This is a genomic window from Pseudomonas sp. BF-RE-25, from assembly GCF_019956105.1.
GTDB classification, from domain to species: domain Bacteria; phylum Pseudomonadota; class Gammaproteobacteria; order Pseudomonadales; family Pseudomonadaceae; genus Aquipseudomonas; species Aquipseudomonas migulae.
On the sequence record NZ_JAHBDB010000001.1, the window covers coordinates 90,297 to 116,758 of the forward strand.

The window sequence follows — 26,462 nt, forward strand, 5'->3', positions numbered from 1 at the left end:
CTCTGTTACGTTTTTCATAGAACCAGGAGGACACCGTGGCCACATTTGCCCATTCCATCGGCGCCCAGACCTACCGCTTTGCCAGCCTCAAAGAGGTCATGGCCAAGGCCAGCCCGGCGCGCTCCGGCGATTTTCTGGCCGGCGTCGCAGCCCTTAACGATGGCGAGCGCGTTGCCGCGCAAATGGCCCTGGCTGACATCCCGTTGACTCACTTCCTGCAGGAAGTGCTGATTCCCTACGAGGCCGATGAAGTCACCCGACTGATCATCGACACTCACGACAAACAAGCCTTCGCCGTGGTCAGCCATCTCACCGTTGGCGGGTTTCGCGACTGGCTGCTCAGCGATGCCGCCGACGAACAGAGCCTGCGCGCCCTCGCACCAGGCCTGACGCCGGAAATGGCAGCAGCCGTGTCGAAAATCATGCGCGTGCAGGACCTGGTGCTGGTCGCGCAGAAAATCCGCGTGATCACGCACTTTCGCGGCACCATGGGCCTGCGGGGACGCTTATCCACCCGCCTGCAACCCAACCACCCCACCGACGAACCGGCCGGTATCGCCGCGAGCATTCTCGACGGCCTGCTTTACGGCAACGGCGACGCGATGATCGGCATCAACCCGGCCACCGACAGCATTGCCTCGATTTGCGCGATGCTGGAAATGCTCGACGCGATCATCCAGCGCTACGAAATTCCTACACAAGCCTGCGTGCTGACCCACGTCACCACGTCCATCGAAGCGATCAATCGCGGCGTTCCACTGGACTTGGTGTTCCAGTCGATCGCCGGCACCGAAGCGGCCAATGCCAGTTTTGGCATCAACCTGAACGTGTTGCAGGAAGGTTACGACGCCGGCTTGAGCCTGAATCGCGGCACGCTTGGGCAAAACCTGATGTATTTCGAGACCGGCCAGGGCAGCGCCCTGTCGGCCAACGCCCACCACGGCATCGATCAACAAACCTGCGAAACCCGCGCCTACGCGGTTGCCCGACACTTCAAACCGTTTTTGGTGAACACCGTCGTAGGATTTATCGGCCCGGAATACCTCTATAACGGCAAACAGATCATCCGCGCCGGCCTGGAAGACCACTTCTGCGGCAAATTGCTGGGCGTGCCGATGGGCTGCGACATCTGTTACACCAATCACGCCGAGGCCGACCAGGACGACATGGACACCCTGCTGACCCTGCTGGGCGTGGCCGGGATCAACTTCATCATGGGCATCCCCGGTTCCGACGACATCATGCTCAACTACCAGACCACTTCGTTCCACGACGCGCTCTACGCCCGACAAACCCTGGGCTTGAAACCGGCACCGGAGTTCGAACAGTGGCTGGCCAAAATGGGCATTTTCACTCAGGCCGATGGCAAGATTCATTTCGGCGAGCGCCTGCCGCCAGCCTTCCGCCAGGCGATGGGGCAACTGGGATGAGTGTCGAGATGGATAAACCGCCTGTTGATTCAGAAAATCCATTGCTGGAACTGCGGCGCCTGACCCCGGCACGGATTGCTCTGGGCCGCACCGGCACCAGCATGCCGACCAGCGCACAGCTGGATTTCCAGTACGCCCACGCCCAGGCTCGGGACGCGGTGCACCTGCCCTTCGACCATGCCGGGCTCAGCGCGCAATTGGCCGAATGTGGATACGAAAGTGTGCTCCTGCACAGCGCCGCCACAAACCGCGACAGTTATTTGCAGCGCCCTGACTTGGGGCGGAAATTGAGCGATGAGTCCGCGCAAACCCTGCGCAACCATGCTTCAGCCTATCCCGGCGGCGTCGATCTGGTGATTGTCGTGGCCGATGGTTTGTCGGCACTGGCTGTGCACCGCCACACCGTGCCCTTCCTTTCGCGCATGCGAGAGCAGATCGAAGTCGATGGCTGGACGGTTTCGCCGGTGATTCTGGTAGAACAAGGCCGGGTCGCGATAAGCGACGAAATCGGCGAGTTGCTGGGCGCAAAAATGGTAGTGATCCTGATCGGCGAACGCCCTGGCCTCAGCTCGCCAGACAGTCTGGGATTATATTTCACCTACAATCCAAAGGTCGGCCTGACGGATGCTTACCGCAACTGCATCTCCAATGTGCGACTGGAAGGCTTGAGTTATGGCATGGCGGCACACCGCTTGCTTTATCTGATGCGCGAAGCCTGTCGGCGACAGTTGTCGGGGGTCAACCTGAAGGACGAAGCGCAACTTCAGACGCTGGAATCGGACGCCGGTGCGGACATGAAAGGCAATTTCCTACTGAGCCTGCCGGATGCCTGAACCGTTTCCGCATTGCGTTTCTGATTCGATTTCAGGCAGGATCGAAACACGGCTGCCCGAGTGAAGAACCGTTCGCCGTCAGAGCACGTGAAGACAGCCACTTGAAGACGAGACCTATCGATGCGGATTATTCAAGCGACCCTCGAACACCTGGACCTGCTGACCCCGTTGTTCGTCAAATATCGCGAGTTTTATGGTTCCCTGCCGTATCCGGACTCGTCCCGGGCGTTCCTCGAGAAACGCCTGCGTCGCAAGGAATCGGTGATCTACCTGGCCCTGGCCGATGACGACGACAAGAAGCTGATGGGTTTCTGTCAGCTATACCCGAGCTTTTCGTCGCTTTCGCTTAAACGCGTATGGATCCTCAACGACATTTATGTCGCCGAAGACGCCCGCCGGCAGTTAGTGGCTGACAACCTGATGCGCACCGCGAAAAAAATGGCCAAGGAAACCAATGCCGTGCGCATGCGCGTTTCCACCAGCAGCGACAACAAAATCGCACAGAAAACCTATGAGTCCATCGGATTCAAGGAAGACACAGAGTTCAAAAACTACGTGCTGCCGATCAGCGACGAGCTTTGATCCGCACCGCGTACCTGTAGGAGCGAGCCAGCTCGCGATGGTCGTCAACGATAACGCGGGAAACCTGACACCCCGTGGCGCTCACTCGTCCTTCGCGAGCTGGCTCGCTCCTACAAAAAAAAAGCAGACCGCGCCGCCGGTCTTGCGCGACACTCCTCGCTACAAACTCGACGCGCTTTTCACTTCTCAGCTCGTATAATGCCGACCTTTCCGGCTTGTAAGAAAAACTACACTCGTCTGTAGCCTTACGCGAAGTCATCCGCACAGGCCTGCCGAGTCGGGCCGTCACCACAGGTGCCTCCATGGATTTCAACCCGCTCGACCTTATCCTGCATCTCGATGTTTACCTCGACTTGCTGGTAAACAACTACGGGCCATGGATCTACGCCATCCTGTTTCTGGTGATTTTCTGCGAGACCGGCCTGGTGGTGATGCCTTTCCTGCCGGGCGATTCCCTTCTTTTCATCGCCGGCGCCGTGGCGGCCGGTGGCGGCATGGACCCGGTATTGCTCGGTGGCCTGCTGATGCTGGCGGCGATCCTCGGGGACAGCACCAACTACATCATCGGACGAACGGCGGGCGAGCGACTGTTCAGCAACCCGAACTCGAAAATTTTCCGCCGCGATTACCTGCAACAAACCCACGACTTCTATGACAAGCACGGCGGCAAAACCGTGACCCTGGCGCGCTTCCTGCCGATCATTCGCACCTTTGCACCGTTCGTCGCTGGCGTGGCGAAAATGCCTTACCCGCGTTTCTTCTTTTTCAGCGTCCTCGGGACCATCCTGTGGGTTGGCGGTTTGGTGACCCTCGGATATTTCTTCGGCAACGTACCGTTCATCAAGAAAAACCTGTCGCTGCTGGTGGTGGGCATCATTCTGCTTTCACTGGTGCCGATGATCATCGGCGTGATTCGCAGCCGCTTCGGCAGCGCCGCTTCCAAAGCCGAACCACACTGAACGATGTGGTCGCTCAGCGCCTGGCGTCGCCGGCGCATCCTGGCCAGGCACCCGATTGCCGACGATATGTGGCAGCGGGTGCGCCATCACCTGAGTTTTCTCGACGGCATCAGCGCGGCTGAAGACCAGTGGTTGCGCGAAGCCTGCGTACTGTTTCTCGACGACAAACACCTGACCGCCCTGCCCGGCGTCGAACTCCATCAGGAGCAGCGTTTGCTGCTCGCCGCCCAGGCGCAATTACCGTTGCTGAAGCTGGGCGATCTGAACTGGTATCAGGGTTTTCACGAAATCATCCTCTACCCCGACGACTTCCTCAGCCCGCAGCGCCATCGCGACGCCAGCGGCGTTGAACACGAGTGGGACGGCGAACACAGCGGCGAAGCCTGGCAGCAAGGCCCGATCATTCTGGCCTGGCCCGGCGTGATGGCCAGTGGTGGCTGGGAAGGCTACAACCTGGTGATCCACGAACTCGCGCACAAGCTCGACATGCTCAACGGCGACGCCAACGGCCTGCCGCCGCTGCACGCCGACATGCGCGTCAGCGACTGGGCCAAGGTCATGCAAGAGGCCTACGACGACCTCGACGGGCAACTGGAGCGCAACCCGGACGCCGAAACCGCCATCGACCCCTACGCCGCGGAAAACCCCGCCGAGTTCTTCGCGGTCACCAGCGAATACTTCTTCAGCGCCCCGGATTTGCTGCATGAGGCTTATCCACAGGTGTATGAGCAGTTGAGGCTGTTTTACCGGCAGGATCCACTGGCGCGTCTGCGGCAACTTCTGGCCGAGAACCCTGTCTATCAGGCACACGACTAAGGTCTACACGACCTCTGATCCGTAGCGTGATCGGCGGAATATGCCTATAATCGCCGCCACTTTTTGGTCAATCCGGCCAAGTGTTTTTGGTCAACTAACGGGGGCACCGCCCAATGAGCTACAGCAAGATTCCGGCTGGCAAAGACCTGCCGAACGACATCTACGTCGCGATCGAGATTCCGGCCAACCACGCGCCGATCAAATACGAAATCGACAAAGACAGCGATTGCCTGTTCGTTGACCGTTTCATGGCCACCCCGATGTTCTACCCGGCCAACTACGGTTACATCCCGAACACCCTGGCTGACGACGGTGATCCCCTCGACGTGCTGGTCGTGACACCTTACCCGGTTGCCCCAGGCTCCGTGATCCGCGCTCGTCCGGTCGGCATCCTGAACATGACCGACGACGGCGGCGGCGATGCCAAAGTCATCGCAGTCCCACACGACAAGCTGTCCCAGCTGTACGTCGACGTGAAGGAATATACCGACCTGCCAGCCCTGCTGATTCAGCAGATCGAGCACTTCTTCGCGAACTACAAAGATCTCGAAAAAGGCAAATGGGTGAAAATCGAAGGCTGGGCCGGTGCAGACGCCGCCCGCGAAGCGATCACCAAGTCGGTTGCTGCCTATAAAGGCTGAGACGCCACTGGCCTTGCGCCACTGACGACTTGAAAAAACCCCGGTTGATCCGGGGTTTTTTGTGCGCGCAGAAAAGCTTTTAAACGTGCCGTTTAACCATCCGGCGATTCGGTTTTTTCTTGTTTAATTTTGACTCGATACGTCTTACATCCGGTCTTAAATTTCCCTCGTATTTTGAACGGTTCGTTTATTCAAAGCCTCGCCATACGCCCGTAAACTCGTGCCCATGAAGAAAAAAAACACTAGCGGTCCACGGTTTAAAGCGCTCCTCAAAGTAGCGAACATCACGACGACCGGATTCGCCGAATACCTCGGCACGGCGCCGCAAAACGTCCACAACTGGTACACCCGCGGTGTGCCCGATCACTGCATGGAAGCCGTCGCCAGAAAACTCTCGGTCAACAGCGAGTGGCTCAAATATCTCGAAGGCCCGAAAGACGCCAAACACCTGAGGCTCGTCAGCGACACCGGCAACACCTTCGACGCCCAGGCCCTCCGCGGCATCTACACCGTCATCGAACCCACCGATGTCGAATTGCCCTTTTACAAAGAAATGCCCGTCGCTCCCGGCTCCAGCAAAACCCACGTGGTCGAGGACACCAGCCACCCCATCCGCCTACCCCGCAGCCACCTCGATTCCCTGGAAATCAACCATGCGGATGCCATCTGCGCCTACATGATCGGCAACAGCATGGCCGAGAAAATTGAAGACGGCTCAACCATCGCCATCGATCGCGGCCTGACCCAGATTGTCGATGGAGAAATTTATGCGATCGAACACGACGGGATGCTGCGCATCAAGTACCTGCACCGAATGCCGGGCAATGGATTGCGAATGCGCAGCCACAACAGCGCCGAGTACCCGGATGAGACTTTCAGGGCCGCGCAAATTGAAGAGCAGAACATCCGGGTATTGGGGTGGGTGTTTTGGTGGTCGACCCTCAACAAACGCAGACCGCCGTTGCCGTTCCTGTAATACCGCGCCGCATACTTCGCTGGCAAGCCGGTCTCGCGCCTACAGGTACTGCGCAGTACCTGTAGGAGCGAGCCTGCTCGCGAAGGCGGTGGAACATTCACCGAAAAATCCACGCGAATTACCTGGCCAGAGCCCATCCGACAGCTCTACCCCACACACCACACTGGGAATTCCCCAAAAAAATCAGTATGCTGCGCCCCACATTTGCGCATCGACCCGCCCAGCGGCTCCGATCGCACCGACAAGGCAGATGATTTTCTCGCCGAGTCCCACAGCCGGACGCAAGATCCGGGTGTACGTTTTGAAGGCTGGCGCGGTTTACCAAAAATGAACCAAGCCAGTCCCCGAGAAGCCGGCCACAAGCCGGCTTTTTAATGCCTGCTGGAAGTCACTCGCACTTCTTAATCTCTCTGCTTTTGCCAGCCTTTTTTCCGTTCATTGAGCAATAACGGCCTAAAAGTAAGCAGCTTCGCTTTCTTTTGAAGGAAAGATCCTTGAAAGCCCAACTTGCTTGTACCTGACAAATGGGCTGACTAATCTTCGACCGTCACTACTGACCTCTAAACCGACATAGCGGCAAACGCGGCGAAGGTCGCGACGAAAAAAAATTACCAGGGAAAAAAAGCATGAGCGACACCCCTGTCAGCCTGAGCATGCCACCCGAAGGTTATGGCGATTGGCTGGCCAACCTCAAAGTCCGAATCCATTACGCCCAACAGCGCGCCACTCTAGCGGTGAACCGCGAACTGGTGCTGCTCTACTGGCAGCTCGGTCACGATATTTTGTCCCGGCAAGCACAGCAGGGTTGGGGGGCCAAGGTGATCGACCGCTTGGCTCAGGATTTGCGCGCAGCCTTTCCTGATATGAAGGGGTTTTCTCCACGCAATCTCAAATACATGCGCGCCTTTGCAGAAGCGTGGCCGGACAAAGAATTTGTGCAAGAGGTGCTTGCACAATTGCCTTGGTATCACCAGATAGCGCTGCTGGACAAACTGTCTAGCCAGGAAACCCGCTACTGGTATGCCGTGCAGGCCATCGAGCACAACTGGTCGCGCAATATTTTGGTGATGCAGATCGAGACGTGTCTGCTGGAGCGCAGCGGCAACGCAGTCAGTAACTTCGATAGCCACTTGCCCAAACCGCAGTCCGATCTGGCTCGCGAATCACTGAAAGACCCTTACCGTTTCGACTTCCTCGGCCTGACTCTTGATGCCCAAGAGCGCGAGATCGAAAACGCTCTGGTTAAGCATGTCACCGACTTCTTGCTGGAACTGGGTGCAGGCTTTGCCTTCGTCGGCCAGCAAGTGCTGCTGGATGTAGGCGGTGACGAGTTCTTCATCGACTTGCTGTTTTATCACCTCAAGCTACGTTGCTATGTGGTAATCGAGCTGAAGTCTGGCAAGTTCAAGCCCGAACATCTGGGTCAACTGAGTTTTTACCTCACCGCAGTGGATGCTCAACTCAAGCACCCGCAGGACGGCCCAACCATCGGCCTTCTGCTATGCAAGAGCAAGAATAAGGTAGTGGCCGAATATGCCCTGCGTGATAACGCCCGTCCCATCGGCGTGGCCGAGTACCAATTGGTGGAATCCCTGCCGGCAGAGTTGCAAACCAGCCTGCCTAGCATTGAACAGATCGAGCGCGAGCTGGCAAGTGAGGGCTCATCCTTCGAGGACGATGCGCAATGAGGGAACAAACACTGCGAATGCGGTGTTTGAGCATCACGGATAACTAAACCCCTTAACCAACGTCAACTCCCCCACCGCCCGCATCGGCACCAGAAAAGTCTCCATCTTCTCGTTCGGCGTCCCTTCCTCGGTAATCACCGTCACCTGCGCCGTCGTCAACGGCTGAACCGCATCCTCCTGCCCGTCTTCATCACTCCGATACCCGCCGCCGAAGTAGTTCACATACACCAAATACTGCCCTTTGATCGGCGCCGGCATGGCGAAGATTTCCGGCCCATACCCAGTCGTCACATCCACATCCAGCGCCGCGCCATTAGGCGCAACACGATCGCCATACCAGATATGCGCGCCATCAGGCGTGATGAGGTGCAAGTCCAGATCCGTGCCGTCGCTGTCCCAGGCCAACAACACCCGCAATTTCGCCGGTGTCGCACCGCCGCTGGCGTTGAGGAACTGTGTGCGATGGCGTTGTTGGCCATCGGGGCTGCGGACTTCGACGCTGTTGCTGCCGTTGGGGAAGGAGAACGGTCGGTCAAAGCGGCCAGCGGGATCGATTTTCAGCGGCATGCTGACGCCGTTGACGATCAACCGGCCCGGTTCAGTGGACTTGGGGGTGGCTTTGATCTGGCCGGTGATGCGTGCGGTGTTGGCTTGGCCCACCGGCGTGTTCACTGAGGAGGCCGGGTAGTTGACGGTCTGGCGGAAGTTTTCGCCTTCGGCCGCGCCCGTGCGCCAGCCGCCGACGGGGGTGTCGAGTTTGACGGCGCTTTCAGCCGCAAAAACCGTCGGCAACACGCAAACAGAACAAAGGAACAGGAAGACCTGTGGATAACGGAGTTTCATGGCCTATTCCAGCAAGAGGTGGCGGGCGAGCCCTTCGATGTAGGTTTCATCCTGGCCGTTGGGGTGTGCTTCGAAGGCCAGGTGCAGGTATTCGTGGGTCAGGTCGAGGCGGTCTTGCAGCGACAGCACGCCGCGCACGTAAATGCGCTGACGCTCGCGGTCGACGTAGGGGCGGCCGAAGGCCAGGCGGCAGACGGCGAAGGTGCTGACTTCGTTGTAGCCGGTTTCGTTTTCGAGGCGTTGGCGCCAGCCGCGGCGTTGGGTTTGCAGCCAGTCTTGGGCGGCGGGCAGTGCTTCGCAGGAGGCGACGGGGTTGTCCCAGCGGCTGAGGCTCGCGCGCGGGTAGGCGTGCAGCAGGATGGCGTCGTAGCGCTGGCCGGCGTTGGCTTGTTCGACGGCGTGTTGCCAGGAGAGTTTGTCCGGGCCGGGTTGGTCGGAGTGATAGGTGACGGTGCTGCCGGCGAGTACCAGGTCACTGGTCCATGCGGCGATGTTGCGTGATTCGGCGGTGGCCGGGCGTGGGGCGACGCGTTGGCGGCTGCTGCTGTCGTCGATGCTCAGGCAGTCGCCGTTGCGGGTGGCGTTTTGCAGCAGGTAGGTTCTTATCGCGATGGCCAGTGCTTTAGCTGCTTCAGCAGGTTCGGCTTTGGCTTCTCGTTGCAGGACGCGAGCGACATATTCTTCGCGGTCCAGACGGGCGATCAATTTATCGCCCACCAAAAACAGTTCTCCGTCGCTATGGATATCGAGTTGGTTGCCATTAGAAAACTCGACGCGAAAATCGCCCTGCAATGGTCCGGAAGAAACAACACGATCCCCCGCCAGAACCCGCCCGATCGGATAACGAGAAAACAGACCGACTTCGACGCAGCGCCCCGCATCCAGAGGCCATTCAACCGGCAGCACCGAAGCCAACGCCTCACCATAATTGCGCAGCACCATTTGACTGGTCCCGCGTCCACCCGCCCAGATCGGCGTGCCATCGGCCAGCCAACCGGCAAACCCACCCTGACGCGACGATGGATCCTGATCACCCAACCAGCTCCAGGTTTTCACCCGCAATCGGCCACCGAGTTCGCCCACGACATTGCCGTCGGCGGCATTCAACACCACATCCAGCAACACTCGCCGTGCCTGATCCTGCGCGGGCATCACGGCCAGCACTTTAAGCAATTCAACCACCGACACTCGCGTGGATGGCTGCAATGAAGGCAAGTCCAGCAACCACTCCGGCGCCTGCCGTGCCTGCCAATACGTGCGCCAATCCGCGCCAGCAATGCCCAACCGCGTAGGCTCGAAGTACAAGCCGCAGGACTTCACCAGCGCCTGATCACGCTCGATCTTGCCGCCTGCGGTGCAGCAATAGACTTCTTCTTTCGACTGCCCGCGACACTCATACGCGGGCTCACGGGCGCCGGTATCCACCAGCCAGCCGTACACAAACAACTTCCACAGACTGCCCAATGGCGTTTGCAAATCCGAAGGCAACGGCTCGCGGGCAATCACCTGAGTTCGGCTCAGCGACAGCAATTCACCCTTGAAGCCCAGACGCAGCGGCTCGTCCTGCGCCGTCGCCAGCGCAGGGATCAAACACAGCAGCCACCAAAGCAAACGCCGGGTCATGTCAGTTGACCGTGACCTGACCAAGCGCCGGTTTCTGTTCCTGAGCCTGATGCTGCGGCGCGTAGACCTGAGTGACGCGCACCGGCGGCAGGTTGAACTGGCCTTTCTGCGAGAAGCGCACCAAGTGACGCAAACGCAATTCGCCGCTCAAGGCATCCACCGGAATTGCGTAAGCCATCTGCCCCGGCTCGAAGCGTGCCTTCTCCAACGCCGTCGGTTCAGTGCCCGCCTTGCCCATCAACTTGATGCCCCACGTGGTGCGCTCGACATCCGCGCCCGGTGGCAGCGGCACTTCGATCATGCCGTAGCGCAGCGGTTTCGCGGCTTTGCTGGTGATGATCACTTCGTCCAGATACAGGCTGTCGCTGGACAACGGCTTGGTGCCCACCGCTTCCAGTTTGAAGGTGAAGGCTTCATCACCCGGCAACAATCGCGACAAGCGACGGGTGATGGTCACCGCCATCGGATCAACCGGCGGTTGTTTGGTCTGGAAACTCAACGCGGCACGCAACGGGCGCTCTTGTGTCCCGGTCAGCGCCAGCACTGCCGGCACCGGCGAAGCGCCCTGCCACGTCCAATACATCTCACCGGTATCACCGTATTTTTTCTTCCAGCCTTCACCCGGAGCCAGTGCGATGGTGGGCGAAGCCTGCTCAATGCTGCGTTGCAACCAGGTCAGCGCCAATGCGCGCTCCAGGGTCGATTGCTGTGGCAGCAAACGTTGCAACAACGCTTGTGCATGAGCCTGATCGAAGCTTTGCAGCGACAGGTTCAAGGCTTCGGCAAACGGCTGCGAACTGACGGCCAGACGCTGTTGCGCATCCGCCAGTTGCCGATTGAAAGCATCCGGCAGATTGACCTTCGACTGCTTCGCCAAAGAAGCGGTCAACGCACGCGCCGCCGCCAGACCCAACGCCGAATCCGGATCGCTCATGACAATGCTGTCTTCGCCATCCTCCATCAGCGTCGCGGCATTGCCCTCGCCCGCTTTCGCCAGGTCATCCATCAAACCACTGAGCAACGTGTTGACCGGCAATTGCATCTGTTTGGCGAACGACAGGATCAACGCACGCTGCAACAGCGGCGTGTTTTTCGCCTGCTTCGAATAGACCTCCAGCACCCGCTGCCAATGCTCCGCCGGCAGGCTCAGTTCCAGCGCCTTGCTGGCGTGCCAGTCGGCGTAATAGGCGTACGCAGTGAGGAACGCGTCCGGCTCACCGTCCATGCCCCACCAGGTGAAGCTCGCCGATGGCCCGGCCATTTGCACCAGGCGCAGACGGCTGTTCTGCATGATCAGGCGCAAGCGATCGCGGATCTGCGGGTTCGACGACAAGGTCGGGTACGCAATGCTCAACGGCAACAAACGACTGGCCGTCTGCTCGACGCCGCCGTACGGATAGCTGAGCAAATCATCCAGCGCCGAACGGAACAGCGCTTGCGGGCTGTCATCCAGACGCAGGCGAATGTCCGTCGCATCTGCCGGCAAGGTCAGCGGCGTATCACCGCTGGCCACATCCAGACTTTGACTCTGCGTAACGAGCCAACCTTCGCCGGTCGCGATCAGACGCACGGCCAGGGTGTCAGCGGTTTTGCCGTCCTGCACCAGCTCGGCGGTCCACTCGCCACTGGACAACGCAAACGCCGGCAGCGCGATGTAATTGATGCCGTTGTTCAGCGTCACGGGCACGCGCTGTTCGGCACCTGCGTAATGAATCACCAGCTCAGCCTTGACCGGTTTTTCCGCCTGGCTGAAGGCAAACACGCCGAGGTCCGGTTTGTCGCCACTGCGGAATTTGGTCGGGCCGCTCCACTTCAGGTACAGCGGTTTTTCCGAGCGCAGAAATTGCTTTTTCTGCCCGACCTGACCGTCATCGGCGATGGCGCGCGCGGTGATGCGCCAGCGGGTCAGCGAGTCCGGCATCTTGAAGGTGAAGCGGGTTTTGCCATTGGCGTCGGTGATCAATTCCGGCTGCCACGCGGCGGTGTCGACGTCCTCACGACGCGGCCGCTCCAGCACTTTCACACCACGTTCGCTGCGATTGGCTTTGCCCGGTGCACCGGGGCTGCCCGGCAACGCGACGTCGTAGCTGATGAACGACAGACTGGCGCTGGTGCGCACGTTATTGCGGCGCGGGTGATAGAAGAACTGGTCGATGGTTGGCGCGACTTCCGGTTGCAGCGCGTAGACCATTTCGTCGACGACGCTGACCGTCAGGTGCGCCGGAATCGGCTTGCCGGCGAACTGCGTTGTCAGGTCCACGGACACCGTATCACCCGGCTGATACACCTCTTTATCGGTGACGATGGCGACGTCGATTTGCGGCGCAACCACCTTGATGCCGGCGTTCTGGAAGCTGTACTGGCCACCCTTGGTGTACAACACAGAGAACGTCAGGTTCGGCGCAAAGTTATCCTTCACCGGAATGCGCGCGCGGTATTGGGTGTCGCTGAGTTTTTCCATTTTCAGCCAGTCGCCGCCCTTCGACATCAACGCCGTGGCCTCGACCTTGTCGCGTTCCAGCGACAGCAAGGCATCGCTGACAGGCTCAGGGAAAGTGATCAGCGCGAGGGCTTCGTCGCCCGCCTTGTACTCGGGTTTATCGAGGACGATTTCCACGGTGCCGGGCACGGCTTTGACGCCATCACCAGTGACCGAATGCCCGGTCGCGCCGATCACGCGACCATGATCATCCTTCAACGTCAGGTTGTAAGTCCCCGGACGTTCGAAGGCCAATGTGAAGCCTTTATCGCTTGCCGCCAGTTTGCCTTCGCCCGTGGTCTGATCTTCCAGACGCACCCAGCTGTAGCCGCTCGGCGTGACCGCTTTGCTCTGCTCGCTGCCGCCTTCATTCAGGTAGCTGAATGCAACCTTGTCGCCCACCGCACTGAAGCGCTGCGGCGCGCTCAAGCGGAAACTCGCGGCGCCACGGTCGATGAGGATTTCCTTGGTGGTCTTGACCCGATACGCCGCGCCATCGCTGGCGAAAACGGTGAGCATGTAACGGCTCGGTTTCTCGGCGGCGGGCAGATCAAGGGTCGCGTTGCCTTTAGAGTCGGTGGTCAGTTCGGTGCTGGTCAGCTCCACCGGGAATTGCCCGAGGTATTGCAGCTCGTTATCGACCATCGACAGTTGCTGGGCGCGCAGGCTCAGGCTCAACTTGGCATTCGCGACGGGTTTGCCGTCCGGGTACAACAGCACGAGGCTGCCTTTCACCGGCTCGCCGGTGCGGTAATCCTGCTTGGCCAGGTTCAGGGATATTTCGAAATGCGGCTTGATGTATTCAGCGACACGGAAGGCGCTGCTATAGGCCTGATCCTTGTAGCTGAAACGCAGTTCATAACCGCCCGCGACCGCGTTGTCCGGTAGCTGGAAACGACCTTGTGTGCCGGCCTTGGAATCCAGCTTCAGCACCAGCGTTTGCAGCGCGGTGCCGGTGGCATCGAGCACCGTGACATTCACATCAGCCGCCGTCGGCAACACCGAATCACGGGCGTTCTTGAACTCGCGACCGACGATTTTCAGCGAAACCCAATCCCCCGGCCGATACAGCGGCCGGTCCGTAAACGCATAGAGTTTGGTGTCGTAGATTTCGCTGTCGTAATAGAAGTTCTCGGAGACAAACACCCCGCCCTCTTCGTCCTCGCCGATCACGAACGAACGCTCCGGGCTGACGTGCTTCAGGCGCAGTAAACCATCAGCATCGGTGGCGCCACTGCTCATCACGCCGAGGCCATCGGTCCACAACACATTGACCTTCGGCACCGAACTGCCTTCGTGTTTACGTGCGGCCCAGACCAGCAGTTCATCACCGGCAATCTTGCTCACGGCCACGGTGTTGGAAACGAAGACCATGGTGGTCGCGCGGTACTTGCCGATCAGCGCTTCCACCAGGTACAGGCCCGGCTTCAGATTGCCCAACGGGATGTACACATTGCCCGGCGCGACAGTGACGAACTCGCTGGACGAACCGGCGAGGTTCACGCCCTCAGGCGGCTGGATCGGTTTGGCTTGCCACAGTGGATAACGGAACTGACTGACCACCGGCAGGCCCGGAATCAGTGCGAATTGCGGCTGCGCGTCGTAAGGCGTTGGCGCGGCAATCGCAGTGCCCATCTTCAGCTCAGGCACTTCCTCGGTGACTTGTTTACGCGACTCGTAGGAAAACGCCCGCTGCATCACGCGACGGGATTTGCGGTACCAGTTGTCCCACAGGTACGCGAGGGTGTTCGACAGGCCTTCACCCTTGAACTGACCGTCGCTGACCACGCGGTGCAGGTTCTTCTGGCGCTTGAGGAAATCCAGCGGTTTGTCGATGCGGTACACACGAATGTCCGCGCCGCCGTAAGGCTCCATGCGGAAACGACGATAGTCACGGCCCGGTGCTTCGAGGCGCACCATCGCCTGTTCGTCGCTGGCGAAACTGCTGTCCGCCAGCAGGAAAAAGCTTTCACCGGCCACCGGCGTGTAGCCGCTCGGTTCGACGGTGTCTTCGGCATTCACTGCCGAAATAGGCAGGACCAATACCAACAGTAGAGACAGAAAACGCAGCATGCGGGCACCGGTCATTGGGAGAGAAAGTTCAGTCGATAGACGCCGATGAAGTTGGGGTTGGCTGCGTCGGGTATCCATCGGGTGTCCTTCCATGTCATGAGTTGCTGCAGGCTCGCGGAACGCATGCCGTTGTCAGTGGGGGTTGTGGTGCCGGTGTGATAGGCGATGTAGCGGCCCATCCAGATCATCAGGTGCTGGTCGTCGCCCTGATCGAAAAACATCAGGTCGCCGGGCCGGGCTTGCGCCAGGTCGCGGCCAACCAGATGGCTGTTGAACTGAATCAGTTTGATCGCGTTGACGTACGGCCCGACCTTGCCGCCGCCCTGCTGCCATTGCTGTGCAAGACCGCGTTGCGCCTCGCTCAATTGCAGCTCCGGCGGCAGGTAGCGGTTGGACAGACCATTGCTGCGCAGCCATTTGTCGTCATGGACTTTCAGCGCTTCGTTGGCGGCAAAACGCACCAGCCCCGCGCAGTCCTGCTGATACCAGCGCGGGCTCGGGCCCTGGGTCAGTTGCTCTTGGGCGATGCGCACGAACCAGGCGCGGAACACCTGGGATTGCTGCACATCGAGCGGCGAGGCGTCACTGGCAAATACCCGACTGCCCAGCAACATCGCCAGCAGGCCGAGGCCTCGGATAAGTGCGGTCACAGCGCTTTCCATTCCAGCGGCAGCCATTGCCAATGGCCGTCGGGCTCGCTGCCTTCCGGCAACGTCAGCGCGTATTTGCCGTAGCCGCCGAGCTTGCGCAGTTTCGGGATCAGGTAAGTTTGCGCGGCGTTGTAGAACACCGGTTCCATGTCCTGCGGCAGGCTATCGAGGGTTTCCTGTTGCATCAGCTGCGCCATGGAATCCGGGCCGAAATAGATCGGCATCAACAGGTCTTTCGGCACCACGTCGGCCATCGGCGGGAAGCGTTTGTCGAGGGTGCCGAGGGCTTTGTCCACGAGCTTGTCGTCGAGGGAGAACAGCAGCGTCGAACCGTGGCGCGCCAGGCTCACGCGCATGAAGGCCTTGCCGGTGATCGCGTTCGGGTCCTCGGCGTCCTTGGCTTTGTAAGGACCGAAATTGGAACTGACCTGACGCTGCCACTGGCGGTTTTCACCCTCCTGTTTCTCGACCACCGGGAACGCGTGCTCTTCGACGTTGCCTTCGTAGGCGCCGACCATCGAGCTGAACAAGCTACCCAGGTCACCGTCGAGTTTGGCGCTGTCGTCGTCATTCAGACTGGCCACCAGCAGCGGCGTGTACAGCCGCGAATCGGCGTACCAGCACAGGCCGGCGGCACCGGCCATGTGCTCGGTCAGCGCCTGGGCCACGGGTTCTTCGGCGCCGAGTTTCACCAGCAGCGGTTTCTGTTGTTCGGCGGCGAGCGGCAAGGCCACGCAAGCGCTGGCGCCCATCGGCATGGCTTGCCAGATCGGTTTGAAATCGAAGTCCGGCTGGTTCTCCAGTTCGTCCATGGCGAGGAAGCTGTGCCAGCCCTTGTCGTCCATGTCGAAACGCAGGCCGGCGAAGTTCGGGATGAACCGCTGGTAACCCATCGCCAGCACGCTGGAATTGACCGACAGGCGTTGTTTCACTTCCGGCGCGCGCAGTGGCAGGCCGAAGGCTTCGGGGAAGAGTTTCTGACCGCCGAGCAATGCTTCCAGCGATTGAGTCGAAACCATCCCAGGCTCATCGATCGGGCCATTACTGTTGTCGTACAGTTTCGAAGGATTGGACAGAACCACCAGCTTGTCGCCATGAGAGGCAAACAGCAGCGCCTTGCTGTTGTTGTAGGTGAGCTGATACAGCGGCACCGTATCGCCGGCGACCTTGATGTCACCGAGTTGTGTCAGCTGCGAATCATCCAGCGCCACTTTGGCCAGCGGCTCCAGCACCTTGGCCAGACCACCGCGATCCATCACCAACAAAAAGTCCTTCAGGCGACCATCCGCCCCGCGCCACAACGCGACATCCGCCGGTTGATCGAAAAGCTGCTCGATCAGGCTGTCCTGCAACTTCAGGTCATGTTCGTAGATGATCCGCCGCAGACTGCCGATCAAGCCGAGGCGATCGGCATGGGCTTCGTAATAGAAGACGAAATCTTCGGTCAGGGTTTCCTTGAGGAACGGCACCGCCAGCAAGTCCTTGGGCAACTGGCTCAAGGAGCGGGTTTCGAGCAGGCCGTCCGGGCGGCTCATGCCCAGTTTGTCGCTGGCCAATTGCGCCGCCGGCGCCTTGGGTTTGTGCATGAACCAGCCAAGTCCGGCCGCCACGCCAGCCACCAGGATCAGCCCGCCCAACAGCAATGGCCAGCGCCGGGAAGGTTTGGCAGCAGGTGCGTCAGCAGCCGGGGTAACAGTGTTATCGCTCATGTTCACAACGCCCAGTTCATCCGTGGTGCGGGATGCTTAATAGTTGAAAGTCTTGACCAGCAGCAGGTCACCGATCGCGCGCAGGGGCACGATGAAGGTCTCGCGTTTTTCGTCGACGGTGTTTTCGTTCAGCACCAGGTTGATCTGCGAGGTGATCACCTCGTTCTGGTTGCTGGTCTCATCGAAGTTATAGCCGCCGCTGCCGAAGTTGCCCCAATAGTTCACGTAAACCAGATAGGTGCCATGCAGCGGCGCGGTCATGGTGAACATTTCCGGGCCGGGGCCGTCGACGCCGTCCGGGTCGAGGCCGCCGCCGTTGCTCATCGCCGGGCGAGCCCAGAACGCATGTTGGCCGTCGGGGGTAATGATGTGCAGGTCGAGCTCGGCTTTCGGATCGTCCCAACCCAGCACCACGCGAATCCGCGCCGGGGTACGCAGGTTATTGGCCTCATAGAACTGGACGCGCTTGAGGGACTGGCCTTCGGCGCTGCGCACTTCGACGCTGTTGGAGCCCGCGCCAAACGCGTAGGGCCGGGCGAAACGTCCCTGGTCGTCGGTGTACAGGTTCAGAGGATTGCCGTTGACCGCCAGCGTGTGTGGTCCGTGCTGAGTGCCGATGGCCTTGAGCTGGCCTTCGATCATCGTGCGATTGCGCTGTACGCCCCGGTCGATGGGCGGCGTTGGGTAGGCGACTTGCGGGTTTTCGCTGCGATCGAGCAGGCCGTTGTAGCGCCAGCCGCCCACCGGTTCCGACAGCTCGGCTGTCGGCTCGGCCCAGGCGGCGGTCGCGCAGACCCACCCCATCAGCAATAGAAGAAATGAACGCATGTGATGCCTCCTGCCATGCATAACGAAACCTTGCGCCTGATCCTCGGCGCGTTACAGATCCAAATACTGCGTTTCGTCAGAAAGACCCGTGACTATTGGGTCGTAGAAGGCGCGAAGGTTAGCCATTTGGCGGGTTTTTAACAATCGGATACATCTTGAATTGCGGGAGGGATCACGATGATTGTTGGGTGTGGGCCGAATAATCCTCGTCACTGCAGTAGTGCTGTTACCTGAGAAAGCAGTTAGCGGGGTGGTCCTGCGGATGTATCCGGTGCCCTTGTGGGAGCGGGCTTGCTCGCGAAGGCTGTGTGTCTGGTGACGAGTTTTTTGATGGTGTACATATCCATTACTGGGGTAACGACGGCTATTGGTTCCGCCCTTACGGCGGGTTACTTGGAAAAGCGCCAAGTAACCAAGCGCCTGCGCCCCTGACGTACGGTGCCTCGCCAAGGCTCGGCATACCCTCGCTCCGGTCCTGCTCCGTGGGCCCGCCGCGATCGGCCATCCATGGCCGGGGGCGGCTAACCCGGCATCCATGCCGGGTTGCCCACTGCGCAGAACCTCCACTCGGCCTTCCGACGGGGCAGATCAAGATCAAAAGCCAAAGCAAAAACGAGGCGGCCTGCCAGCCGACCTGGCTCTTTGTTCGTACGCATCCCCCTGTAGGAGCCGGCTTGCCGGCGATGGCGTCCATTCAGTCACGCACTCATTGCCTGACCCACCGCCATCGCCAGCAAGCTGGCTCCTACAGGGAATCGCGTTTGCTATTGATTTTCACCACTCATCAGGCCGAGCGTTAGCTCGCCTTCCGCTTTTGATCTTGAGGTACACGCCCCCTCGAGAGGCCGAGCGCAGGTTCTGCGCAGTGGGCAACCCGGCATGGATGCCGGGTTAGCCGCCCCCGGCCATGGATGGCCGATCGCGGCGGGCCCACGGAGCAGGACCGGAGCAGGACCACAGCGAGGCACCGAACGAAAGGGGCAAAAGCCCTTGGTTACTTGGGGCTCTTCCAAGTGACTCGCCGCAAGGGCGAAACCGCCAGCCGCCGTTACCGCAAAAACGGATATCCCCCCAACCAACCGCACAACAAACAATGCCCTCATTTGCCCATAACCCCCATGTCTGCTAGTGTCGCGCCGGTTTAACGTCAACCGGAAATCGCCGCCATGGCCCGCAAAAAAGCTGCACTGGATTTCGAACAATCCCTCGCCGACCTGCAAACGCTGGTAGAGCGACTGGAGAACGGCGAACTGTCGCTGGAAGACTCGCTGACGGCTTTCGAGCAAGGCATCGGTCTGACCCGTGATTGCCAGGCAGCGCTGGCCCAGGCCGAGCAGAAGGTTCAAGTGCTGCTCGAACGTGATGGCGAACTCGCCGAGGAACCCTTCGACGCGGATCAACCAGAATGATTGCAGCGTATTCGGCGACGAGCCAGGCCCGCGTCAACGCGGCACTGGAAACCCTGTTCAACGCACCAAGCCCGGAACTCGCGCGGCTCTACGAAGCCATGCGCTACAGCGTGATGAACGGCGGCAAACGCGTACGTCCGCTGCTGGCCTACGCAGCGTGCGAAGCGCTGGGCGGCAAGCCCGAGCAAGCCAACGGCGCTGCCTGCGCGGTGGAACTGATCCACGCTTATTCGCTGGTGCACGACGATTTGCCGGCGATGGACGACGACGATCTGCGTCGCGGCCAGCCGACCACCCACAAAAAATTCGATGAAGCCTGCGCGATTCTCGCCGGTGACGGCTTGCAGAGCCTGGCCTTCAGCGCCCTGCTCGACCCGCGCCTGAGCTCGTCGGACGCTGAGATCCGCCTGCAAATGGTCAGCGCGCTGGCGTTGGCAGCAGGCCCAGCCGGCATGGTCGGCGGTCAAGCCATCGACCTCGGCTCGGTCGGCTTGAAGCTCGATCAGAAAGCCCTCGAATACATGCACCGGCACAAGACCGGCGCGCTGATCGAGGCCAGCGTCAAACTCGGCGCCCTCGCCAGCGGTCGTGCCGAGAAAGACGAACTGAAGTCCTTGCAGACTTATGCACAGGCCATCGGCCTGGCCTTCCAGGTGCAGGACGACATTCTCGACGTCGAAAGCGATACCGAAACCCTCGGCAAACGCCAGGGCGCCGACATCGCGCGCGACAAACCGACCTACCCGGCCCTGCTCGGCCTCGATGCGGCCAAAGCCTACGCGCTGGAACTGCGCGATCAGGCCCTGCATGCGCTGCGACCGTTTGACGCGGCCGCCGAGCCATTGCGCGATTTGGCCCGGTATATCGTCGAACGGCGCAGCTGACAGCGTATCCGCCAAAAAAGAGCAACGCGTGGGCAGGGGCCGATGCATCAGGTAAACTGCCGCCTCTTCTATACCTATAACGATTCGCCTGATGCCCACGACGTTTCATGAGATTCCCCGCAAGCGCCCGACCACGCCCCTGCTCGACCGTGCCAACACGCCGGACGGCCTGCGCCGGTTAGGCGAAGCCGAGCTGGAAACCCTGGCCGATGAGTTGCGCCTGGAATTGCTCTACACGGTCGGTCAGACCGGCGGGCATTTCGGTGCCGGCCTGGGCGTCATCGAGCTGACCATCGCGTTGCATTACGTCTTCGACACCCCGGACGACCGGCTGGTGTGGGACGTGGGTCATCAGGCCTATCCGCACAAGATCCTCACCGGCCGTCGCGAGCGCATGGGCACCCTGCGCCAGAAGGATGGCGTCGCCGCCTTCCCGCGTCGTTCCGAGAGCGAGTACGACACCTTTGGCGTCGGCCACTCCAGCACGTCGATCAGCGCTGCGCTGGGCATGGCCATTGCCGCCCGCCTGCAAAACAGTGATCGCAAGGCGATTGCCGTGATCGGCGACGGCGCGTTGACCGCCGGCATGGCGTTCGAGGCGCTGAACCACGCGCCGGAAGTGGACGCCAACATGCTGGTGATCCTCAACGACAACGACATGTCGATCTCGCGCAACGTCGGTGGTTTGTCGAATTACCTGGCGAAAATCCTTTCCAGCCGCACCTACGCGAGCATGCGTGAAGGCAGCAAAAAGGTCCTGTCGCGCCTGCCCGGCGCCTGGGAAATCGCCCGTCGCACCGAAGAATACGCCAAAGGCATGCTGGTTCCCGGCACGCTGTTCGAAGAGCTGGGCTGGAACTACATCGGCCCGATCGATGGCCACGACCTGCCGACCCTGATCGCCACCCTGCGCAACATGCGCGACCTCAAAGGCCCGCAGTTCCTGCACATCGTCACCAAGAAAGGCAAAGGCTTCGCCCCGGCGGAAGTCGACCCGATCGGTTACCACGCCATCACCAAACTCGAACCGCTGGACGCTCCGGCCGCTGCGCCGAAAAAAGCCAGCGGTCCGAAGTATTCCGGTGTGTTCGGCGAATGGCTGTGCGACATGGCCGCGACCGATCCACGCTTGGTGGGCATCACCCCGGCGATGAAAGAAGGCTCCGACCTGGTGGCCTTCAGCGAGCGTTTCCCGCTGCGCTATTTCGACGTGGCGATTGCCGAACAGCACGCCGTCACCTTTGCGGCGGGTATGGCCTGTGAAGGCGCGAAACCGGTGGTGGCGATCTACTCGACGTTCCTGCAACGTGGCTACGATCAGCTTGTTCACGATGTGGCGGTGCAAAACCTCGACGTCTTGTTCGCCATCGACCGCGCCGGTCTGGTCGGCGAAGACGGCCCGACGCACGCCGGCAGTTTCGACCTGTCGTTCCTGCGTTGCATCCCCGGCATGCTGGTGATGACCCCGAGCGACGAAAACGAACTGCGCAAAATGCTCACCACGGGCCATCTGTACAACGGCCCGGCGGCGGTGCGTTACCCGCGCGGCAACGGCCCGAACGCAACGATCGAGAAAGACCTGCAACCAATCGAAATCGGCAAAGGCGTGGTTCGCCGTCAGGGCAGCAAAGTCGCCCTGCTGGTGTTCGGCGTGCAATTGGCCGAGGCGCTGAAAGTCGCCGAGACGCTGGAGGCCACCGTAGTCGACATGCGTTTCGTCAAACCGCTGGATGAAGAGCTGGTTCGCGAAATCGCCGGCAGCCACGAGTTGCTGGTGACCATAGAAGAGAACGCGATCATGGGCGGCGCCGGTGGCGCGGTCAGCGAATTCCTCGCCCGCGAGAACATCCTCAAGTCGGTGCTGCACCTGGGCTTGCCGGACCTTTACGTCGAACACGCCAAGCCCGCGCAAATGCTGGCCGAGTGCGGGCTGGATGAGGCTGGGATCGAGGCCTCGATCCGCGAACGCCTGCAACTGCTAGCTCAGTAACCCCTCCCCCTGTAGGAGCGAGGCTTGCCCGCGAAGACGATCTAACGGTCAACATAAATGTTGAATGTTATGGCCTCTTCGCGGGCAAGCCTCGCTCCTACAAGTCCCGTGTTTGCTACGGATTACCCATGAAACTCTCCCGCCTAGCCCTGACGCTGACCCTTCTGCCGTCCGGCCCGCTCCTGGCCGACACCTTCGAACGCGATCAAGCCCTGAAGCTGCCCGACGTGCTGATCAGCGCCAACCGCCAGGTCGAAGCGCGCAACGACAGCAGCGCCGCCAACACCGTGTTCACCCGCGACGACATCGACCGCCTGCAACCGGGCAGCGTCACCGACCTGCTGCGTCGCGTGCCGGGTGTGCAAGTCGGGCAGACCGGTGGGCGCGGCAGCTTGCCGGGGGTTTACATTCGCGGCACCAAATCCGCTCAGAGCCTGGTGCTGGTGGACGGTCAACGCATCGGCAACTCGACTTCCGGCGACAGCAACCTGCAACACATCAACATCGAGCAAGTCGAGCGCGTGGAAGTGCTGCGCGGCTCCCGCTCGGTGATTTATGGCAGCGATGCGATTGGCGGGGTGATCCAGATTTTCACCCGTCGTGGCACCGAACAAGGCCTGCAACCGCGTCTGCACATGGGTTTTGGCAGCAACCAGACGTGGGAGCGCAGCCTTGGCGTGTCCGGTGGCGATGAGCAAACCCGCTTCAACCTGGGCGCCAGTCTCGATGAGACCGCCGGGATCAATCGCACCCACGCGTCGTACCCCAGCGATGGTGATCACGATGAGTATCGCAACAAGTCGGTGAGCCTGAGCCTGAGTCACGCCCTCACCGATGACCTCGAAATCGGCGCCAACTTGCTGGATAACCGTGGCAAAAGCGCGTTCGACAACCCGTTCGGTCGCTTCGATACCACCACCTTCGAGTCGGTCCAGCAGCAGCCTTACAACGAATTCACGGTGAGCAGCCTCAGCAGTTACCTCGATGCGCGCATCAACGACCGATGGAAAACCCGCGTTGAGTTCGGCCACAGCGAAAACCGCGAGCAGACCTTCGACAAGCTCAGCGATGAACGCAGCGTGTTCAACACCTACCGAGACTCGGTGAACTGGCAGAACGACCTGACGCTCGACGCGCGCAACAGCCTGATCCTCGGCGGTGATTGGTACGAAGACCGCATCAACAGCAGCACCGCATTCGACGAGGACAGTCGCTGGAACCGTGCGGCATTTATCCAGCATCGCTATCAAGCCGACAGCTTTTCCACGGAACTGGGCCTGCGCCGCGACCAGAACCAGCAGTTCGGCAGCCAGAACAGCTGGAGCGGCACCTTCACCCTGCCGTTGAACCCGGACAACGATGTGCTGCTGACCTACAGCGAAGGCTTTCGCGCACCGACGTTCAATGATTTGTATTACCCGAATTTCAGCAATCCGGACCTGAAGCCTGAAACTTCGAAAAGCTACGAGCTGCAATGGCGCAGTCAGCTAACCGAAAACAGCCGCCTCGAAGCCTCGCTGTATCGCACCGATCTCAAGGACGCGATTATCTTCGGCAGCAGCAACCGCCCGCAGAACGTCGCCTCGGCACGGATCAACGGGTTTGAAGCGGCGTTGAAGCAGGAGCTGTTCGGTTGGCAGAGCAACCTTGGCGTGGCGTTCATCGACCCGCGGGATCGCGACAGCGGGCACACCCTGGCGCGTCGTGCACGGCGGACGTTGAGCCTGGATCTGGATCGACAGTTTGATCGACTGGGTCTCGGCGCCAGTTGGCAAGCGGTGAGTAGCAGCTTTGACGATGAGAACAATCAGCAGCCGTTAGGCGGGTATGCGCTGTTGGGGCTGCGCAGCAGTTGGGAGCTGAATCGTGAGATCAAGCTTGAGCTGAAGGTCGATAACCTGCTGGACAAGGGTTACAGCCGGGCGTTGTACAGCCATGACGGCAGTCAGTATGGGTATCGCGAAGAAGGTCGGGCGTGGATGTTTGGGGTGACCTGGACGCCGGAGATCTGATTCTGAGTTTGCAGTATTAGATCTGGCCCCATCGCGAGCAGGCTCGCTCCCACATTGGATCTCCTGTGACCACAGAAACTGTGAACACCTCAGATCAACTGTGGGAGCGAGCCTGCTCGCGAAGGCCACACCTCGGTCTCACCGGTCGGGCGCTATCAATTGGCAGAGCTTGGCCGTCGCCTCGATCATCTGCCCACTCGGCCGCTCCAGCCCTTTATCCGTCACCAACCGCAATCGCCCCTGCGACACCGCCGCCACTTGCGGCCAGGCCTTCCACGCCTCCAGCTGCGCCTGATCACTGGCCAGAATCACCTCGGGATTACGCTGCAACACCGCCTCCACGCTGACCTGCGGCGCCGGCAATGTCAGGTCGGCAAACACATTGCGCGCGCCGCACACGTCCAGTGCATCGCTGATGATCTGCCCGCCACCGACGGTGTACAGCGGACGATCCCAGACCTGATAAAACACCCGCAGCGGTTCATCCCGCCGATAGCGCTGGCGCAGTGCATCAAGGCGCTGACGCAGGTCGCTGGCCAATGACACGCCTCGCTCGGGCCGGCCGAGCTGCGTAGCAATCGCCTCGATTTGCGCGGTCAGTTGGTCAAGAGTGTGGGGGTCGGCGACGTACGTGGGGATGTTCAGGCGCTTGAGTTGTTCACGCTGGGCCGAGCCGACACTGCCGGGCCAGAGCAGCAACAAATCGGGTTTGAGGCTGAGCAACCGCTCCATGTCCAACTGGCCGTAACGGCCAACGGAAGGCAGGTCTTTGAGTTCAGCAGGACGATCACCGGCATCCAGTACGCCGACCAGAAGATCTGCAGAACCCAGCTCAACGACGATTTCAGAGAGAGACGGCGCGAGGCTGACGACGCGCTCGACCGCAGAGGTCAGGCTGCTGACGACCAGCAGCAAAACCGCCAGCCCGATGCGGCGCATCAGCCGAGTTGACGCGGGATACGGTAGAGGTAGAACAGCACCGTGGTCGACAGCGCCAACAGCACCAACGGCACCGCTTCAAGCCCAACGAATACGGCCAACGCACCGATCCAGGCCGGTAAACCAGCGGCCAGAAACGCTGTACGACGCTTGGCAGCCAGGACAATCCACGCGGCGGGCTCTTCAGGGGTATCGAGGGCTTTCTGGGTGGCGATCAGTGCGTGTTTGTAGCCACCGAAAAACTTCAGGCTGACAAACATCGAGGCCACACCGGCGATGAACAGCGGCATCGCCAGCACCGGCAGGATCGCCTCGCCCTGGCCAAACACGCCGTTGATCACGAACAGCGGCAGCAGGGCCAGCGCCAGGTATTGCCACCAGCTGACGGACAGTCGGCGACGCACTTGACCGCGGGTCACGCCCGGTCTACCTCACCCTGATGCTCGTTGCCCATCATGTGGTCGAGCTTGCTGGCCTTGGTGGCCAGGTAGAGTTTGTTGTGCGGATTGTGGCCAGTGTGCAGCGGCACGCGCTCGGCGACGACGATACCCATGTCGGTCAAGGCTTTGACCTTGCGCGGGTTGTTGGTCATCAGGCGCAGGGATTTCACGCCCAGGTGCTCAAGCATCGGCAGGCACATGGCGTAGTCGCGCTGATCGGCGGCGAAGCCCAGACGCTCGTTGGCTTCAACGGTGTCGGCGCCGCCGTCCTGCAATTCATAGGCGCGGATTTTGTTCAGCAGGCCAATGCCACGGCCTTCCTGACGCAAATACAGCAACACGCCACGGCCTTCGCGGGCGATGGCCTGCAAGGCAGCCTCGAGTTGCGAGCCGCAGTCGCAACGCTGGCTGAACAAGGCATCGCCGGTCAGGCATTCAGAGTGCAAGCGGCCGAGTACCGGGGCACCGTCGTCGAACTCACCGAGGCTCAGTACAACGTGCTCGCGCCCGTTCTCTTCATCGAGAAAGCCGTGCATGGTGAATTGCGCAAAAGGCGTTGGCAGCTTGGAAGCGGCGACAAAAACGACAGGCACCGGTGTGCTCCTGATCAATAAGTACTGGAGATTCGCAGACGCGGCATTGTAACAGCAGGTTCCTA

The 26,462-nt window shown here is 60.5% G+C and carries 21 protein-coding genes; 12 read left to right on the forward strand and 9 right to left on the reverse strand.

From position 1 onward, the window contains the following. Window positions 1–35 precede the first annotated feature (35 nt). From KGB24_RS00425 to KGB24_RS00460, 8 genes are all read left to right on the forward strand, one after another. Window positions 36–1,430: an ethanolamine ammonia-lyase subunit EutB gene (locus tag KGB24_RS00425; RefSeq protein WP_192228058.1), complete on the forward strand. Its 1,395-nt coding sequence runs from the start codon at window positions 36–38 to the stop codon at window positions 1,428–1,430. Window positions 1,431–1,438: 8 nt separating this feature from the next. After that, window positions 1,439–2,263: an ethanolamine ammonia-lyase subunit EutC gene (gene eutC / locus KGB24_RS00430; protein ID WP_223415651.1), complete on the forward strand. Its 825-nt coding sequence runs from the start codon at window positions 1,439–1,441 to the stop codon at window positions 2,261–2,263. A 120-nt stretch (window positions 2,264–2,383) separates the two neighbouring features. After that, complete coding sequence (locus KGB24_RS00435) at window positions 2,384–2,845, forward strand: GNAT family N-acetyltransferase (protein WP_008042983.1); 462 nt, start codon at window positions 2,384–2,386, stop codon at window positions 2,843–2,845. A 302-nt stretch (window positions 2,846–3,147) separates the two neighbouring features. Continuing rightward, window positions 3,148–3,804, forward strand: coding sequence for a DedA family protein (locus KGB24_RS00440; protein ID WP_008035782.1), 657 nt, complete (start codon window positions 3,148–3,150; stop codon window positions 3,802–3,804). A 3-nt stretch (window positions 3,805–3,807) separates the two neighbouring features. Then, the gene (locus tag KGB24_RS00445; RefSeq protein WP_223415650.1) at window positions 3,808–4,620 is read left to right on the forward strand and encodes a zinc-dependent peptidase; all 813 of its coding nucleotides are present in this window, start codon (window positions 3,808–3,810) and stop codon (window positions 4,618–4,620) included. Between the two features lie 113 nt (window positions 4,621–4,733). After that, entirely contained in the window at window positions 4,734–5,261 is a 528-nt protein-coding gene (gene ppa, locus KGB24_RS00450) for an inorganic diphosphatase (RefSeq protein WP_007990564.1), read from the forward strand. A gap of 226 nt (window positions 5,262–5,487) precedes the next feature. Further along, window positions 5,488–6,237, forward strand: coding sequence for a S24 family peptidase (locus tag KGB24_RS00455; protein ID WP_223415649.1), 750 nt, complete (start codon window positions 5,488–5,490; stop codon window positions 6,235–6,237). A gap of 626 nt (window positions 6,238–6,863) precedes the next feature. Next, window positions 6,864–7,925 (forward strand): YhcG family protein, encoded by a 1,062-nt coding sequence (locus KGB24_RS00460; RefSeq protein WP_223415648.1) that lies wholly within the window; start codon window positions 6,864–6,866, stop codon window positions 7,923–7,925. Between the two features lie 33 nt (window positions 7,926–7,958). On the opposite strand, the gene KGB24_RS00465 is transcribed toward KGB24_RS00460, so the two are convergent. The 6 genes from KGB24_RS00465 to KGB24_RS00490 are packed head-to-tail and all read right to left on the reverse strand — an operon-like array spanning window position 7,959 to window position 18,130. Further along, window positions 7,959–8,768, reverse strand: a complete 810-nt coding sequence (locus KGB24_RS00465; protein WP_223415647.1) for a YfaP family protein — start codon at window positions 8,766–8,768, stop codon at window positions 7,959–7,961. A gap of 3 nt (window positions 8,769–8,771) precedes the next feature. After that, complete coding sequence (locus tag KGB24_RS00470; RefSeq protein WP_223415646.1) at window positions 8,772–10,391, reverse strand: DUF2300 domain-containing protein; 1,620 nt, start codon at window positions 10,389–10,391, stop codon at window positions 8,772–8,774. A 1-nt stretch (window position 10,392) separates the two neighbouring features. Next, window positions 10,393–14,958: an alpha-2-macroglobulin family protein gene (locus tag KGB24_RS00475; RefSeq protein WP_223415645.1), complete on the reverse strand. Its 4,566-nt coding sequence runs from the start codon at window positions 14,956–14,958 to the stop codon at window positions 10,393–10,395. Next, window positions 14,955–15,605, reverse strand: a complete 651-nt coding sequence (locus tag KGB24_RS00480) for a DUF1175 domain-containing protein (protein WP_411736641.1) — start codon at window positions 15,603–15,605, stop codon at window positions 14,955–14,957. The genes KGB24_RS00475 and KGB24_RS00480 overlap by 4 nt, the downstream gene beginning before the upstream one ends. Further along, window positions 15,590–17,302 carry a DUF2138 domain-containing protein gene (locus tag KGB24_RS00485; RefSeq protein WP_223415644.1) on the reverse strand — a complete coding sequence of 571 codons (1,713 nt, stop codon included), beginning with the start codon at window positions 17,300–17,302 and terminating at the stop codon, window positions 15,590–15,592. The genes KGB24_RS00480 and KGB24_RS00485 overlap by 16 nt, the downstream gene beginning before the upstream one ends. A gap of 36 nt (window positions 17,303–17,338) precedes the next feature. Then, window positions 17,339–18,130 carry a YfaP family protein gene (locus KGB24_RS00490; protein WP_223415643.1) on the reverse strand — a complete coding sequence of 264 codons (792 nt, stop codon included), beginning with the start codon at window positions 18,128–18,130 and terminating at the stop codon, window positions 17,339–17,341. Window positions 18,131–19,296: 1,166 nt separating this feature from the next. Between KGB24_RS00490 and KGB24_RS00495 the strand changes: the two genes are divergently transcribed. The 4 genes from KGB24_RS00495 to KGB24_RS00510 all read left to right on the forward strand — a co-directional run bounded on the left by KGB24_RS00495 (window position 19,297) and on the right by KGB24_RS00510 (window position 24,425). Then, complete coding sequence (locus KGB24_RS00495; protein ID WP_007894317.1) at window positions 19,297–19,539, forward strand: exodeoxyribonuclease VII small subunit; 243 nt, start codon at window positions 19,297–19,299, stop codon at window positions 19,537–19,539. Then, window positions 19,536–20,423, forward strand: a complete 888-nt coding sequence (gene ispA / locus KGB24_RS00500) for a (2E,6E)-farnesyl diphosphate synthase (protein WP_008042967.1) — start codon at window positions 19,536–19,538, stop codon at window positions 20,421–20,423. Before KGB24_RS00495 ends, ispA begins: the two co-directional genes overlap by 4 nt. Before the next feature lie 91 nt (window positions 20,424–20,514). Beyond that, on the forward strand, window positions 20,515–22,413 hold the full coding sequence (dxs, locus tag KGB24_RS00505; protein ID WP_223415642.1) for a 1-deoxy-D-xylulose-5-phosphate synthase: 1,899 nt from the start codon (window positions 20,515–20,517) through the stop codon (window positions 22,411–22,413). A gap of 128 nt (window positions 22,414–22,541) precedes the next feature. Beyond that, window positions 22,542–24,425 (forward strand): TonB-dependent receptor domain-containing protein, encoded by a 1,884-nt coding sequence (locus tag KGB24_RS00510; RefSeq protein WP_223415641.1) that lies wholly within the window; start codon window positions 22,542–22,544, stop codon window positions 24,423–24,425. Between the two features lie 138 nt (window positions 24,426–24,563). Here KGB24_RS00510 and KGB24_RS00515 read toward each other — a convergent pair whose 3' ends face one another. Genes KGB24_RS00515 through ribA form a run of 3 tightly spaced genes read right to left on the reverse strand, consistent with a single transcriptional unit; the run spans window position 24,564 to window position 26,397 of the window. Further along, a complete protein-coding gene (locus tag KGB24_RS00515; RefSeq protein WP_223415640.1) occupies window positions 24,564–25,364 on the reverse strand; it encodes a cobalamin-binding protein in 801 nt (266 codons plus the stop codon). Then, entirely contained in the window at window positions 25,364–25,783 is a 420-nt protein-coding gene (locus KGB24_RS00520; RefSeq protein WP_008033728.1) for a hypothetical protein, read from the reverse strand. The genes KGB24_RS00515 and KGB24_RS00520 overlap by 1 nt, the downstream gene beginning before the upstream one ends. Then, window positions 25,780–26,397 (reverse strand): GTP cyclohydrolase II, encoded by a 618-nt coding sequence (gene ribA / locus KGB24_RS00525; RefSeq protein WP_008033730.1) that lies wholly within the window; start codon window positions 26,395–26,397, stop codon window positions 25,780–25,782. Before ribA ends, KGB24_RS00520 begins: the two co-directional genes overlap by 4 nt. Between the last annotated feature and the right edge of the window lie 65 nt (window positions 26,398–26,462).

Coding starts and splice junctions, on each gene's coding strand:
- eutC (WP_223415651.1), top strand. CDS start 1,439: ATGGATAAACCGCCTGTTGATTCAGAAAATCCATTGCTGGAACTGCGG.
- KGB24_RS00435 (WP_008042983.1), top strand. CDS start 2,384: ATGCGGATTATTCAAGCGACCCTCGAACACCTGGACCTGCTGACCCCG.
- KGB24_RS00440 (WP_008035782.1), top strand. CDS start 3,148: ATGGATTTCAACCCGCTCGACCTTATCCTGCATCTCGATGTTTACCTC.
- KGB24_RS00445 (WP_223415650.1), top strand. CDS start 3,808: ATGTGGTCGCTCAGCGCCTGGCGTCGCCGGCGCATCCTGGCCAGGCAC.
- ppa (WP_007990564.1), top strand. CDS start 4,734: ATGAGCTACAGCAAGATTCCGGCTGGCAAAGACCTGCCGAACGACATC.
- KGB24_RS00455 (WP_223415649.1), top strand. CDS start 5,488: ATGAAGAAAAAAAACACTAGCGGTCCACGGTTTAAAGCGCTCCTCAAA.
- KGB24_RS00460 (WP_223415648.1), top strand. CDS start 6,864: ATGAGCGACACCCCTGTCAGCCTGAGCATGCCACCCGAAGGTTATGGC.
- KGB24_RS00465 (WP_223415647.1), bottom strand. CDS start 8,768: ATGAAACTCCGTTATCCACAGGTCTTCCTGTTCCTTTGTTCTGTTTGC.
- KGB24_RS00470 (WP_223415646.1), bottom strand. CDS start 10,391: ATGACCCGGCGTTTGCTTTGGTGGCTGCTGTGTTTGATCCCTGCGCTG.
- KGB24_RS00475 (WP_223415645.1), bottom strand. CDS start 14,958: ATGACCGGTGCCCGCATGCTGCGTTTTCTGTCTCTACTGTTGGTATTG.
- KGB24_RS00480 (WP_411736641.1), bottom strand. CDS start 15,605: ATGGAAAGCGCTGTGACCGCACTTATCCGAGGCCTCGGCCTGCTGGCG.
- KGB24_RS00485 (WP_223415644.1), bottom strand. CDS start 17,302: ATGAGCGATAACACTGTTACCCCGGCTGCTGACGCACCTGCTGCCAAA.
- KGB24_RS00490 (WP_223415643.1), bottom strand. CDS start 18,130: ATGCGTTCATTTCTTCTATTGCTGATGGGGTGGGTCTGCGCGACCGCC.
- KGB24_RS00495 (WP_007894317.1), top strand. CDS start 19,297: ATGGCCCGCAAAAAAGCTGCACTGGATTTCGAACAATCCCTCGCCGAC.
- ispA (WP_008042967.1), top strand. CDS start 19,536: ATGATTGCAGCGTATTCGGCGACGAGCCAGGCCCGCGTCAACGCGGCA.
- dxs (WP_223415642.1), top strand. CDS start 20,515: ATGCCCACGACGTTTCATGAGATTCCCCGCAAGCGCCCGACCACGCCC.
- KGB24_RS00510 (WP_223415641.1), top strand. CDS start 22,542: ATGAAACTCTCCCGCCTAGCCCTGACGCTGACCCTTCTGCCGTCCGGC.
- KGB24_RS00515 (WP_223415640.1), bottom strand. CDS start 25,364: ATGCGCCGCATCGGGCTGGCGGTTTTGCTGCTGGTCGTCAGCAGCCTG.